Source organism: Streptomyces sp. NPDC001941 (genome assembly GCF_040296945.1).
Classification (GTDB): Bacteria; Actinomycetota; Actinomycetes; order Streptomycetales; family Streptomycetaceae; genus Streptomyces.
Genome location: NZ_JBEOYE010000009.1, coordinates 67,583 through 82,506, shown reverse-complemented (window position 1 = coordinate 82,506; position 14,924 = coordinate 67,583). Strand labels below are relative to the sequence as shown.

Here is a 14,924-nt window from a genome sequence, read left to right as displayed (position 1 = left end):
TGCGCTCCTCCCTGAGGGTGCGGCCGAGGGTGTTCTCCACGTCCGGCAGGGGGAGCGAAGCCGCCTCTTCGGTGATCGTCGCGAGCGACTCGGCCACCCACGCGTCGGCGAAACGCCGTGCGAGCGTTCGCGCACCGTCCCTCACGTCGGGATGGTCCAGGGGCAGCCCGAGGCGGTTCTGCGCGGACCGGAGGGCGTGCATGAGGCGCAGGCGCTCCTCCGCCTGCCGGTTCCGCGCGGCCCGGCCCTCGGGCGTACGGGCGGCGAGGAGGTCCCGCGGCACGGCGGTCTCGGCCCGCTGGATCGTGTGCGCGAGGGCGTACAGCGGTGTGTACTCGGTCAGGGGCAGGGCGTCGATCTCGCGCGCCAGGTCCTCGATGAAGAGGTTCTCGCTGGTGTAGAGCTCTTCCTGGGCAGCCTGGTCGATGCCCAGGAACTCGGCCGAACCCTCGGTCACAAACTGATTGGGCGACCAGTCCAACCGAGCCTGGACCTGGGGTTGCTGACTGATCGTCGGGGTCGTCTGCGTACCGGCCAGCTGTTGCGCGAGCTGGACCGCGGGCTGCACGACCTCGTCCGTCAACGCGTCCGCGCCGGTCCGCATCTGGTTGAGGTGCAGCGCGTAGGCCACGCGCTGCACGTCACGCGCGTGCCGGTCGAGCGCCGCCTCGACGACCTCCGGGTCGGCGTCCAAGTCCAGCTGCGGCCCTGGCAGGTGCTGCGCGGTGATCCCCCGGGCCGCGTCGAGGATGTCCAGGTGCCGCCGCGGGTCGGTCCGGTGCGCGCGGTCGAGCTCGGCGTCCATGACCTCCGGGGTCGCCCACCGTGCGGTGTCCACGATCTCGTCCACCGCCTCGGTCGGCCGCGCGGCGGTGCCCTCCGCAAGGGCCGGCAGGCCTTCCCTGGCGACCTGGTCGATGACGCTGCCGGGCGCGTACTCGTAGTGCTGTGCGTCCCGCAGCAGGCCGTCCTGGTCCATCAGGCGCAGCCACGTGGTGAGCACGTCGGGATGGGCGCCCAGCCGCGTCACGTACGTCCGTGCCTCGTCCATGTCCTGGGTGGAGAGGTGGTCGAGCACGTCATCGACCACGTGCGTGTACACCGCCGAGTGCGCCACGAGGATGTCGTGCGCCTCGCGCGCCCCGGCTTCGTCGAGACCCGCGAACAGGTCTTCACCGGCGATGAGTTGTTGCTCGAGGTCGTACGCCCGCTGCGCCACGGCCTCGGCGGCCTGGTGGTCCGCGGTGCCCGTGCCCGTGTGGTCGTTCCTCTCCTCCCGGAGCGCGGCCGACGCGGACGTGCCTTCCTCGGTGGACCCGCCGGAGTCCTGGACGGTCTGCTCCCCGGCCTGGAACCCGGAGGACGGGAAGTTGTTCGTGGAGGCGTTGCGCAGACTCCCGAAGTAGCGGGCCACCTCGATCGCGCCGGCGAGCGGCTGTTGCAGGTTGCGGTCGGCGTGGAGGGCCATCGCCACGCGTATCGTCTCCTCCCTGCGCTGCTGGAGCAGGGCGTTGTCCGCCCCGGTGATCATGGACGGCATCGGCGCGTAGGTGTTGAGAAGTCCCGACGCGGTGGTCCAGAAGTGGCTCCGCGACGCCTGGGACAGGCTGTTGAAGATGTTCGCCACGAGCGGCAGCGGGAGGTTCGCGGCGGCGCGCGCTGAGTGCGTCAGGAAGGCCTGCTGCGGGCGCGCCTGCACTTGCCCGTGCACGGGCGTCGCCGGGAGGACGTTCTGGGGGATGACGAAGCCCTGCTGCCCGGTCCCGGACTGCTGGTTCTGCGGGACCTGGGGCGGCAGCGTCTGGGGCCGCTGGATCTGGTGCTGGGGATGGTACGGCTGCAACGTCTGTGGCCGCCAAGCCTGCGGTGCCCGGTTCTGGAGGCCCCAGGCCTGCAGTTGCGCGTTCGACCAGACGTTCTGCCGCGGCGGAGCGACGTGTGGGGGCCGACCGCCCAGCTGGGGCTGCCCGGTCCCCTGCGACTGCGTGCCCTGCCCCGCCTGCTGCTGCGTTTCCTGGGGGCCGGGATTGTGCTGGATGCTCATCTGTTGGAGCTGTGCGATCTGCTCCCGCATCTGGCGGGCGCGCTCGTCCAGGAGGCGCTGCGTCTCGGCCGACTCCGCCCAGTGGGTCTGCAGCCGGTCGCGCAGGTTCTGCGTGGACTGCGTCTGCGGGGGCCTCGGGGCCGCGTTCGAGGGCCGCGGGGCGAACGAACCCAACGCACCGGGCGGCGCCCCGATCCGGCTCGGTCCGCCGAACAGCGTGTTGTTCTCGCTGCCGAACGAGTTCGGCAGGTTGTCGAACTCGTCGTCGTCGATGTCGTCGATGTCCAGCTGGAGACCACCCACCTGCGGCTGGACCGGCGCGGGCAGCGGATTCGACTGGTTCCGGGCGTATGGCGGCGGGGCCTGCCCGCCGATCGCCGCCTGCCGGTCGGCCTCCGCCCGCTCCGCCCGCCGCTCCTGGCCGAACTGGTCCGCCAGCCTGGCCGCGGCGACGTCGTTGCCGACCGGGGGGTCGCCCAGCGTCTCCTCTCCGTCCGCGAGTCCGGCCCCTCCGGGTACGCGCGAGAGCAGGAGGGCGTACTGGACCCGCGCGTGCTCCTCCTCGCGGCGCAGCCGGGCGGCGACGGCCTCGGCGGAGTCGCCCGTGAGGTCTTCCGGCGCGTACGGGGCGTACTGCTGCATCAGCTCATCGGCGCGCGCGGCCGTCTCCTGGCCTACGTCGAGCGGCAGTTCTCCCAGCTCGTCGCCGACGGACCCGATGGACTCCCGCCGCGCGTGGAACACGATCCCGTCCGCGTCCCCGTACGCGGGCGCCGCGTGCCTCATCCCGTGCCGGGACATGGGCGGCTCGTAGGGCGGCAGTTCGTGTGCGTAGCCCTGGCCCGACACCATGAAGAACGGCGGCCGTGGCCGTCCGCTCGTCGCGGGGGTGTCCCGGTACACCTCGGCCGCGGTCTCGCGGGCGAAGAAGTCCATGATCCAGAACTCGGCGACGGACGGGTGCAGGCCCCTGCGCACCGCGAACCGCCTGACCTCCGCTTCGATGACGTGACGGGGAAGCGACGCCACGAACCCACGCTCGCGGTCGAGGTTCTCCTCCGTCTCCAGCAGCGCCCGGGCCATGGCGGTGTCCCTCATGAACGTCGGCGACTCGAGGGTGAGCCGCATGATCGCGTTGGCCTGTTCGGGCGAACCCGCGCCTCTCAGTGGCGTGCCGGTGTAGGCGAGGAACTCCTCGTTCGACACCCACTCGAGCGGTGCGTAGTCCTCGCTGTTGTCCCGCAACAGGTCGATCATCTCGTGCATGTAGCCCTCGGTCCCCACGTGCCCGGCGGGGAACTGGACCTGCGCCTCCTCGGGCTGGTTCTGCCGGCCCGCCGGTACCTGGGGGGCGTTCTGCACGGAGGAGGGAACGGCCGGGGCGGCGATCGGCTGCTGCGTCGTCGTGCCCTCGCCCGTCGTCGCGCCCTCGCCCATGTCCACGTCCATGTCCGCGTCCATGTCCGCGTCTTGCTCGCGGGCCCGCCGGGCCTCCTGGGCCAGCCGGTCCTGGAGCGCATCGCGCCGGCGCTCGGACTCCCCCATGATGTCGTCCTGTTCCTCCAACTCCTCCGCGACCGAAGGCTCCCGTTCGAGCAGTGCGTCCCAGTACGGAATGACTCCCGGCGCGACGCCACCGGCCTCGACCAGGTCGAGGAGCAGCAACTCACGGTTCGGGTAGCCCCGGAACCGCCTGTTGTCCCAGTGGTACCGCGTCATCAGCTCGCTGTACGTCGGGCTCCACGTGCGCAGCAAGGCGTCGGCGTCACGGATCTGCCGCCACGTCATGTCGGGGGTGAAGACGAGGCCCCCACCCTCGAACGTCTCTTCCAACTCGCCGACTTCCTCAGGCACTTCAGCTTGGAGCCCGACCAGCGGCCGCCGTTCCATCTCGTCGAGGAGCATCTCGTCCTCGGACTCGCTCCCGTCCACCCCGTCCTCATCGGGGGCGGCCAGTGTCAGCGCCGCCGCCATGAGGGCGACCGGATCGCCTTCCCTCGCGAGGACGTACTGCATCCGGGTGACCAGCTCGACTTCCCGCCCCGCCTCTTCCGACGACGTGTCGCGCGGCGCCGTCTCGTCCATCAGGCGGTACAGCCTGGCCGCCTCCGCACGCGTCTCGTTGAGCCGCGCCTCCGGGAGGCCGCTGAGGTACGCGGTGATCGTCTGGAGATCCGCTTCCGTCGCCATCCGGACGAGCGTGCCGACCTCGTCCCCGTCGATCACCGGAACGTCCAGGGACGATTCCCGACCGGATGCCGGTGCCTGGTGCTCGTGGCCGGGTGTCTCGGTCACCGGGTTCTCCGCACCGGTCACCGTCGACGGTCCCTGGTCGCCGGAAACGCTGGTCTGAGCGCCGGAGGCAGCCGCCTGGCCACCGGACGCGGTCTCCTCCACCGGCACAGGCTGCGACAGTGACGCGGACAGCTCCTGGTACAGCGAGGGGCGCAGCTCCCACGACTTGTTGTTGCCGCTGTTGTCGTGGTGGTGCTGCAACGCGTAGTACTCGGCGAGCGCCTCGGCGGTGGCCAGGGCCTCACCCGCGGCCGGTACGTCGCTCAGGGCCAGCGCGATCCGCTGGAAGTACGGCTGGAGGGGACTGTTCTCCAGTGGCCGGTTGAGGGGCTCCAGCGAGACCCACTGCGGGAAGTGACTGATCATCAGCTCGGCTGCCTGCCGCCGGATCTCGGCCGCCCTCCAGAACCCGGCCTGCTCCATGGCCCTCAGATAGGCGGCACGCGCGTCCGCGTTCCGCATGGCCACGAGGGACTGCGCGGCACGCGGCAGCGCCCGAACCGGAATGCGGGGCGGGGCCGGGACCACGACGTAGTCATGGCGCGCGGCGGCCGAGCTGGTGGCCTCCGCCGCCGTCGTGCCGGACGCCGAACCCGACGTGGATTCGTCCTGGTCCGTCGTCAGCGTGGACCCGTCATTGCCCGTCGGCGCCGCGCCGAGGGGAACCACGTGGTAGCCCTCCGGGCTGCGTGCGGCGAGCAGCGCGGCCACTTCCCGTCCGAAGCCCGTACCCGTCTGCTCGTTCGTACCCTGGAGCAGGGCGTAGGCGACGATCTGCACGTCGTTCTCGAACCGCACGTGATAGCGGTGGGACTGACGCGACGGGAAGACCGTGCCCTCGGGGAAGGCGTCCCGCAGGATCTGGGCCGCCCGGTCGAACAAGGCGCGGGCCTCCCCCCGGCGGATGCTCGCCCCGATCGCCGCGAGCCGCTCGTCGCCGGTCGAGAAGTACGCCGTACGGGCCTCGGGCGAGAGGCTCGTCAGCGTCTGCCGACGGGGCCTGTCTTCCGAGTCCATCAGCGCCTGCTGCTTCTGCCCCTGCCCCTGCCCGTCCTCGGCGTCGTCGTCCTGCCTGCGCTTGCCCTTGCCCTTCCCCTTCCCGTCGTCCCCTTCTCCGCCCGCCCTGATCCCCTGCGTCAGCGGCAGGTCCAGGTGCTGCCTGATCGAGCCGGCCAGCTCCCGCGCACCGGTGATGGCGGCGGCCGACATCGGCGCCGCCCCCGCGGCCAGCGCGTGCGCGACCGCGACGACGGTCCAGTACTCCAGCGGGTTCCGGCCTTCGAGCCCCTCCCCGAACACGCCGAACGTGAGCGGGAAGTACATGCTCTCCGACACGATGTTCCCGGCCCGGACCACCTGCTCGACGGGCAGGTCGCGGTACGGCCCCGCCTCGAAGTCGCGCAGGGCGTCCAGGTCCACGAGGCCGTCGAGCCCCCCTGCGAGCTGCTCCAGCGCCTCCGGCACCGGGCCCGGCTCCTGGGGGCGCGGGGCCGTGTCCGAGTCGGTCGGGTAGCCCTCGGGGCGTTCCCGTACGAACTGGCGCACCACGTCGACCGCCACGGTCTCGGGCTCCGGCAGGTCGCGCCCGAGCGCCAGGGCGTAGACCACCGCGTCCAGGTCGCCCAGGAACTGCGAGGACGGCTGGTCGCCCGCCTTCGGCAGCGTGGCCCGCGGCGGGAAGTGCTGGGTCATCAACTGCTGCGCCCGTGCGGAGAGCGCGCCCTGCTCCACCGGGGGCAGGGCGTCGAGCACGCCCTTGACCTCGTCGGCCGTCGCCCGGTAGGCCTGGTACGCCGCCTGCGTCAGGTTCTCCCGCGCCTCCTCCTTCGCCCGGGCCTGCGCCTCGGTGAACTGTTGCGTGGCGTTGTCGTCGGTGGCCGGCTGCTTGCCCTTGGGACGCGGCAGGGTCACCGGCTCGGGCTCGGATGCGGTCTCGGAGCCGGTCTCGGAGTCGAAGGACGTGAAGGGCTCCCAGACGTATCCGCGCGGGTGCTCCTTCGCGTACTGCTGTACGAGTTCGAGGGCCACCGCCTCCGGCGCGTCCGAGCCGCGCCCTGTGAGGAGGGCGTACGCGACACGGGCCCAGTCCAGGACGAAGCCGAGCGACGCTCCCAGCTTGCCGAAGGGAAGCTGCGCCTCGGCCGGGAAGTGCTCCTCCATGAGCGCCCGCGCGCTCGCGTGGAGCTCCAGTGCGCCGGATCTGCCGAGGCCCTTGAGCTTCGGCCCGAACTCGTCCAGCTGTGCCTGGTAGATCTCGCGCGCCGCGGCGGACAGACCGGCCGGCACCTCCGGCAGCACCTGCTGCGGCGCGGGCTCCGCCTGGTCCGCCTGGTCCGCCGACACGTCGCCTTCGCTCCGGTAGCCCAGGGGGTTCTCGGCGGCGAACAGCGACGCCAGTTCGGCGGCCACCGGCTCCGCCGCCGTCGCGTCCTCCCCGCCGAGGACAAGCGCGTACATGATCCTTCCCTGGTCGAGCAGGTAGTTCCCTGACGGCTGCGCTCCGGGCTCCGGCACCTTCGCCCCGGGCGGGAGGTACCGCTTCAGCAGGTCACTCGCTCGTGTGCGCAGCGCGATGCGGTCGTCCTTCCACAGGCCCTTGAGCGCGTCTGCGACTTCGTCCACCGAGGCGTTGTACGCACGGAGCGCGATGGGCAGCTGGGTCGCGTCCGGCTCCTGGACCGGTTCCGGCTGCTGCGGTGTCGACTCGACGGTCTCAGCCGACACTTGGGGCTTGACGCCCCCGAGGATGTCCCCGATCGACGGGGCTTCAGCCGCCCCGCTCTCCATGTGGGCGGATTCCTCCAGGGAGTTCTTGGTTGCGGCCGTCGCCGTCCCGTTGCCGGGGAGTATCTGGGTGGGCAGCAGGCCGCCCTGCTCCCGCACGGCCTTGAGGTCTTCCCGTCCCGTCGTGGACCGCTTCGGGGCCGAGGTGGTCCTGGCCCCGTTCGGGGCGAGCTGCGGCCCCGCACCGCCCGGGAGGAGGGGCACGAAGGGGACCCCGGGGGTGGTCGCGCCTTGGTCGGTGCGGGTGGACGGGTCGTCCGCGGGAGGGGTCACGACGATCGACGGGGGCTCGGTGACCGCCGGATTCCCGCTGATCGGCGGCGCTTCGGCGACGGGCGGCGCCCCGGTGACCGGCGGCGTCTCGGTGGTCAGGGACGGTTCCGTCGCGGGCGGTACCGTCGCGGGCGGTACCGTCGTGGAGGGCGGCGTCGTGGGGGATTCCGTCTTCTGGGTGCTCTGCGGGGCCCCGGAGACCGGCTCTCGTACGCCTTCCGTCTCCACGGTCGCGGCGGCGCGTGCCGCGTCCACCTCGGCCCGCAGCGCGGCCACCGCCTCCCGGACCCCTTCGAGGTCGAAGTCCCGGCGGGCCTGTGCGGCCTTCTGCCCGAGCTCGGCCACGGAAGCCGGATCGGCGCCCAACTCGACAGCCTGCGCGCCCAGTTCATCGGCGCCCTGGATCAGTTGGTCCGCCTGCTCCTTGAACGACCCGAGTACGGACTCGGCCTGGTCGCCCTGGAGAACCGGCGGCAGAGCGATCTCGCGCCGGGCCTCCACGCCGTACCACTCGGCGTCGCGGACGTGCGTGCTCGCCTTGCCCTTGTCGACGGAGACCGCGGGGTTCTCCACCGGGGAGTGCTCCGGCTGCTGGTCGTCGAGCCGGACCAGCTCCCGCAGTCCGTCCTGGGCCGCCGACAGGTCAAGGCGCTGGGCGGCTTCCTCGATCTGCTGCAGCACCGCCGCCTGGTCCTGGGTGAACGTTCCGGACCGCGTCCCCGTCTGAGCGATGAAAGCGGCCCGGTCCACGGTGACGTCGAGGGCCTTCTTCGCCTCGTCGAGGATGGACTTCGCCTGCTCAGGGGTCGTCTCCGGCGCCTTCCGCGTCGCCTCGGTGCTGTCATCTCTGTCGATCGTGTCCGGCTCGACCGGAACGGTCTCCGGCTCGACCGGAACGGTCTCCGGCTCGACCGGAACCGTTTCCTGCACGACCAGAGGGGCCTCCGGCTCCACCGGAACGACCTCCGGAGTGACCGGGACAGCCTCTGGCTCGACCGGGACAACCTCCGGCACGATCTCCTCCCGCACCGGCTCCACCACTTCGGGAGCCTGCGTGAGCGAGGCGTCCAGCCGGTCCCGGAAGGTGGCCTCGGCATCCGACACCAGGCCCGTGAGCTCGTCGAGGGCCTGCTGGGCGCGGTCGACGCGCCCGCTGTCCCGGTAGAGGTCGTGGATCGTCTGGGCGAGTTCCTGGACGCGCTCGGGCTCCGGCGTACGGTACCGCCGCGCGTCGAAGAGGAGGTCGTCCGTCGCCTCGAACTTCTGCCTCAGCTGGCTGCCGAGCTCGATCGGGTCCATGCCCTGCACCTCGGCGGAGTCGCGCAGGGCTTGGCTCGGCGCCTCCGCGGGGAGCTTCATCAGGACGTCGTGGGCCCGGCCCCACGGCATCTCCGGCAGGGCCGGCGGGAAGGGGTCCCGCGGGCGGGGGGCGGCGGTCTCCCCGACCGGCTCCACGGGGGTGTCCAGGAGGGTCTTCAGCTCGCCGAGCGCGCCGGTGGCGTCCTCGACGCGGCCGGAGAGGCCCGCCTTGCGCACCGTATCGACGAGCGCGTTGACGCGGTCGAGCTCGCCGGACCGGTTGCGTACGGCCTCCTGGAGCAGCGCGTTCGCCTCGGCGGCGGCCCGGTTCAGCTGCTCCCTGAGCAGGGCGGGGGACGTGTTGCGCTGCGCTGCGGCCTCGTTCAGTGCGAGCACCGAGGCGTCCTGATCGCCCGCGAGCTGCTTGAAGACCTCGGCCGCGGTCACCTTCGGCTTGGGCCTCTCCTGCGGCGTGAGCGGGCCCTCGTCCCCGGGCTTGTCCTGCGGCCCCCGCACGAGCAGGTCCTCCCCCGGGCGCGGCGGCTCCTGCCCGCCCCGGCCGGTCTTCGCCCCGGGCAGGTCGGTGGACGTACCCCCGGCGGACGGGTCGGATCCGTCTCCCGGCGGCCGGCTGCCGGTGCCCTTGCCGCCGGGCGGGTCGACGGGAGGCGGTACGGATCCGGACCCGCCCGGGCCCGACCCGGGGTCGTGGGTCGGCACGGGCTTCAGCGCGGCCAGCGGGTCCGTGTCGGCGGCCGGCTTCGGACCGCCGCCGTCGCCGCCCGCGTCCCCGCCCGGCAGATGGGTCGGCACGGGCGTCAGCTTGTCCAGGGCCTCCGCCACGTCCAGCGGCTTGGGCGCCTTGGGGGGCATCTGGGGGCCCTCGGCGGCGGCCAGCGCGTCGGCGGCGGCCTTCTTCGCCGTCATCTCCTCGATCCGCGCCTCGAACGTCGCCTGCAGGCTCGCGGCGGCGCGGTCGTCGCCCCGCTTCAGCAGCATGTCCATGGCGGAGCGGTGCGCGTTCACCTCGTACGGGGTCAGGCCCAGGTCGATCAGTTCGGCGTGCCGTGCGGCGGCGAAGGCCTCGACCTGCGCGTCGAACTCCTTGCGCCCGGCGAACTGCGTGTCCAGGAGCGTGCGCAGCTCGTCGCGCACCAGGGGCGAGTTCTCCGAGGCGTCCAGGCGCAGCTGCCAGACCTCGGCGTCCAGCGCGGACATGCCGAGCTTCCGCGCGCGGGCGACCAGATCGCCTTCCAGGGCCTGTACGTGACGGTCGAGGTCACCGTCACCGTACCCGTCGTCCCCGTCCCCGTCCCCGTCCTTGTCGAACAGGGCCTCGTCCAACGCCAGCAACGGGTCGTCCAGCGGATTGTCGAAGCGCGGCTTCATCGTGTCCGGCTTGAGCTCCTCGAACAGGTTCCACAGCTCCGTCTCGACGACGACCTCGCCGTCCTTGTCGCGCCACTCCGGACGGATCGCCTGCTCCAGCACGTCCGGCCCGTCCGTACCCGACCCGTCGCCCTGCCGCAGGTCGCTCAGCCGCAGCGCCATCACGTCGTCGAAGGACTTCTCGAACATGTCGAGGCGGGTCGCCCGCTCCCCCACCACCTTGACGACCTCGGCCAGGTCACCCCGCGCGTAGGCCTCGTCGATCCGGGACTGGAAGGCGAGCCACTCCAGGTCCCCCATCCCCGCCCGGTCCGCGCGGTCCTTCAGCGAGCCGCTGGTCTCGCTGGTCAGCGCGTCGAAGTCCCGATCCAGCCGGGCGGCCGCGATCTCCTCGCGCCACTGGTTCTCCGCCTTGGTGAACGCCTCCACGTCCTCGGTGCGCAGCGCGTCGCGCAACGTGCCCGCGAAGACCTCTCCCTCCAGCGACGGCAGGCCCGCCTCGCCGGACTCGGCGACCAGCGCGTCGAGGCGCTGGAACTGGTCGATCCGGAAGAACCAGTCGCCGCCCAGCTCCTGCAGCTTCTGCCGGCTCACGCCGTCCGGCGAGTCCAGGATCTCCGACACCTTCTCCTGCCAGAAGGCGATCTCGCCCTCCGACATGCCCCGCAGCCCACCGTGCGCCGCCATCGACTCCGACAGCTCGCTCGCCCACACCGCGTCCAGCACCGGGACCTTCGGCAGCGCCTCCAGGTCGGTCAGGAGTGACAGGTCGACCGTCTCCTCCTGGCTGCGCTTGCGCGGCTGGACCTGCGCCTCGACCAGCGCCGACACCTCGTCCGCCAGCGCCTGGTCCGGCAGGTCGGCCACGTCACGGGCCAGCAGCTCGCCCAGGCCCTCGGCGAACAGCGAGGCCGCGGCCTCGTCCTTGAGCCCGTCGTGCAGCTGGTGCAGGCGGCCCCGGAGCCCGGCGAGGTCCCCGTCGAGCGCGGCGCCCAGCTGCTCGCGCACCTGTGCGTCGATGGCGTCGCGCTGCCGACGGTTGGCCAGGAACTCCTCGAAGGGGACCCCTTCCAGCTCCGCCCACCGCTTCATCAGCCGCTGTTCGGCCACCTCGGTCTGGTGCGCCCCCGCCTCCTTCACCCGCTCCCAGAAGCCGTTCACCAGCCCGGACGCCTCCTCGGCGCGCCCCTCCGCCCAGGCTCGGCGGATCTCCTCGAGGCGCGCCACGTGCTCCACCAGCGGCACGCCCGCGTCCTCCGCGGCGCGCGCCAGGGCTTCGAGGGCGGTCTCCGGACCGGTCCGCCCGAGCTCCATCAGCTCGTCCACCGAGCTGCCCTTGCCGCCGGTCAGGGCCTCCAGCTCCTTGTGCCACTGCACGCTCAGCTCACGGAACTTCGACGGGCCCTCGACACCGCCCTGCTGGTACGCCTCCGCCAGCCGGTCGGCCCGCCCGCTGATCAGGGCCTGATCCATGCCCGCCGTACGGGACCGCGCGACGAGCGCCTCCACTATCTGGGCCTCGTTGAGGGCGGGCCTGGCACCGTCCAGCGGGCTGCCCGTCTCGTCGGCCGCGCTCGTGCCCTTCGTACCCGGTGCGTCCGGGACGGCGTCCAGCCCGAGCGGCTGCTCGGTCTTCTCGGGGGCCAGGCTCTCCTTCTCGGCCGCCAGGGCCTCGCCGCCCTCCCCCAGCAGAGCGTCCAACCGCGCCGCGAGCTCCGCGTCCGTCGGCTCCGTCACCTCGGCGCCTTCACCCCGCAAGGCATCCAGCTTGGCAGCCAGCTCGGCATCGGACGGTTCCAACTCCTGTGGACGCGAAGGGTCTTCGCCGCCTTCTCCACGCAAGGCATCGATCCGCGCCGCGAGTTCGGCATCCGTCGCGCCCGGAAGCGAGCCGCCCTCGACGTCCAGGTCCTCCAACTGCTTCACGCTCGCGGCCTGGGCCTCCAGGTCGTCGACGATCTGGTTGCGCTCCCGGATCAGGCTCATGGCGTCGGACAGACGGCCCTCGCTCACCGCGTCCGTGATGAGGCTCTCGAACCCGTCCCAGGCCGGACGCCCCATTCCGGCGTCCTGAGCGCGCTCGAAGCCCGCCGACACACTGTCCAGCGGCCGGAGCGGACTCCCGCCCCCGGGCTCGGTGACCAGCAGCGGGCCGCCGTCCCGCGGCGAGAGGCGGAACAGCAGTTCGCCGCGCGCTCGCGACAACTCCGCTACATGGGCGTCGCGTTGGGCGGTGATCAGTGCGGCGGCCTCGCCGTCGCCCTTCCCCGAAGCCTGCTCGATGCGCCACTCGTACTGCGCCCACTCCAGCGGCGACATGCCCGCCACCATGGCGTCCGGCTCCAGGACCCCGCCCGGTTCCCCGGGGGCCTGGGTGTTCTCGGGATCCGGCGTGTCCTCGGGCCCTGAGCGGAGGGCTTCGAGGCGGGCGAACAACTCGGCGTCCGCGACCGAGGCCGACTCGGGCCCGTCCGTGGTCGGCTGCTTCGGGTTCCCGTCCTCCGGCCGGGGCTGGAACTCGCCGTCCCCGGACGCGGCCTTCCCCGGGCGCAGGTCGTCCAGCCGGGACCGCAGCCCCGCGTCACCGACCGAAAGCGACTCCAAGGCCTTGTCGGACATGCCCTTGGCATACAACTCGCCGACAGTACCGCCATGTTCGGCCAGCGCCCGACCAACGAGGCCCGCGTCGGACATCATCAGCGCGACATCGGATCCGAGCGGCTTCAGTACGTCGCCCACCCGGCCGGCGAACGCCTGGCGCTGCTCCGGCGACAGCGACTCCCACACCTCGGCCGCCGGACGGGCCCGAGTCCCCTCGGCGAGGTCGGGCAGCGACGCAAGCCCCTCGCGCACCACCGCCACGGCCGCCTCGCCGAACTCGGGCGTGTTCAGGAGGGCTTCGAACTTCACCTTCTGGGCAGCGGACAGGACGTCGGACGCCTCACCGACCCGGCCGTCGCCAAGCAGCGCCGACAGTTCGCCGTCCCCCGCCACCACGCCTTCCAACACCTCGCCGAGCAGCTCCGCCGCGGGCCGGGGCCTCGTCACCTCCACGTCCGGGACCGGGCTGAAGTCCGGTCCGGCCAGGTCGCCGATGGTCCGCTCGCCCACCGTGTTCTCGAAGAAGCCCGTGCTCAGCAGGTCCGCGCCGTCGAAGCCCGACTCCGCGATCCCGTGCGCGTCCAGCAGGCTGACGAACTGCGCCTGCTGCTGGGGGTCCAGGACGTCGAACAGCTCGATTGCGGGCCGGTTCGCGACCTCCGGCGCCCGGAGGTCCGCCCCGAGCTCGGACAGGGCGTCGCGCGCCGCCGTCTCCACGACCGAGACGAGCTTGTCGCGCGCCGCGACCACCTCCGGAGTGGTCGAGAAGGCCTCGGGCCCCTGACCCAGCTCCCAGCGCGCCCGGCCCTTCGCCGCCTCGAAGTACTCCAGCATCACACTGGCCGCGCCCGGTGCGTCACCGCCGTCCCCGATCTTGCGGGCCAGCGCCTCGAAGGCCTCGCGCCGGGGCAGCGGGAACTCCCCGTCGGTGCCCTTGCCCCCACCGGTCCCCACGCCCGTCCCCTGTTCCTTGCCCGGCTCCGACACCGGAGCGGAGGGAAGTGCCTCCAACTGCTCCAGTGCCGTGAGCCCCTTCGATTCACCCTCGGGCGTCACGGGCTCGGGGTCCTGCTGCCGCACCGGATCGGGCAGTTCGGTGACGGGGCCTTCGTACGGCCCGAACTCCTGCTTGGACGCGAGGGGCACCAGGTCCGGGTTGGCCGCCTCCCAGTCCGCCCGGGCCTTGGTCTTCGCGTTGAGCTCGTTGAGGATCTCCCAGCCGTAGCGGTTGTGCGCGTCACCGTCCCAGTCGGCCTTCTTGGCCGCTTCGAGGTACTTCTTCCGGTCGGGTACGGGAGGTGCCTCCTGGAGCTGCTTCGCGACGCCGTCGTCCAGTGGCGTGGACGTCGCCTTCGAGCTCTTCGCCGCGGTCGGAGTGCTGGTCGCCGAGGCCGTGTTCTCCGCGGTGACGGTCAGCTCCCCGGGCTTCACCGGCGTGGTGGTACCGACGACGGGCTTGGCCTCCGACGTGGTCGTGCTCGACTGGGCCTTCACTCCCGTCCCGCTGCCGGTGGTGTTCTGCCCGGTCACCACGGTCTCGACCTTGCCCACTCCCGTCGGGGTCTGCGGTACGCCGGACGACCCGCCCGGCGCAGACACAGGCGAATCGGTCCCGCGCCCCGTCGCCGTGGAGGTCGATCCGCCCAGTGGAACGGACGCGGGAGTGCTGCCCGAGGGCGCGTGGGGTCCTGCCACCGCCGTGTTCGGTTGGCTCGCCGATGGCGCCTGCGGCTGGGTCGTCTGCGGGTGCGTCGTCTGCGGCTGTGCCGTCGGGGTGTCGAGGGCGTGCACCACGGGCGGCGCGGGCGTCTGGGGCGCGGCGGTGTCCTTCCCGCCGGACAGCACCGAGTCGATCGAGGGAGGCGAGGACGACGACGGGGTCCCGTTGGCCAGTGTCTCCGTCGTGGTGTTCGACGGCAGCGGGTTGGCGACGTTCTCCGTGGGCGTCGGAGTGGACGTGGAAGGGGACGTCGGAGTGGAGGTGGAGGACGTCGTCGTCTCGGTCGTCGACGGGGTGATCACGTTCTCGGAGGACGAGGACGGGAGCAAGGGCGAGGACGAGGACGAAGAAGGCGAAGAAGACGACGAGGGGGACGAGGACGGCTCGGGAGTCGACGTGGAGGACGAGGCCGTGGCGTTCTGCTGTGTCTGCTGTGTTTGCTGTGTCTCGGACGGCGTGGTGGTCGACGTCGGCGTCTCGGGCGTCACGACGTTCTCGGACGCCACGGATTGCACCTGA

The 14,924-nt window shown here is 72.3% G+C and carries 2 protein-coding genes (1 of these 2 cut by a window edge); one reads left to right on the top strand and one right to left on the bottom strand.

The features are described from left to right. Window positions 1-14,236, bottom strand: partial view of a hypothetical protein gene (locus tag ABT160_RS10165; protein ID WP_351645964.1) — the start only. Its footprint begins 23,408 nt before the window's first position; only the first 14,236 of its 37,644 coding nucleotides appear in the window; it begins with the start codon at window positions 14,234-14,236; the stop codon falls past the left edge of the window. Here ABT160_RS10165 and ABT160_RS10160 point away from each other — a divergent pair. After that, on the top strand, window positions 14,229-14,924 hold the full coding sequence (locus ABT160_RS10160; RefSeq protein ID WP_351645963.1) for a hypothetical protein: 696 nt from the start codon (window positions 14,229-14,231) through the stop codon (window positions 14,922-14,924). The genes ABT160_RS10165 and ABT160_RS10160 overlap by 8 nt on opposite strands.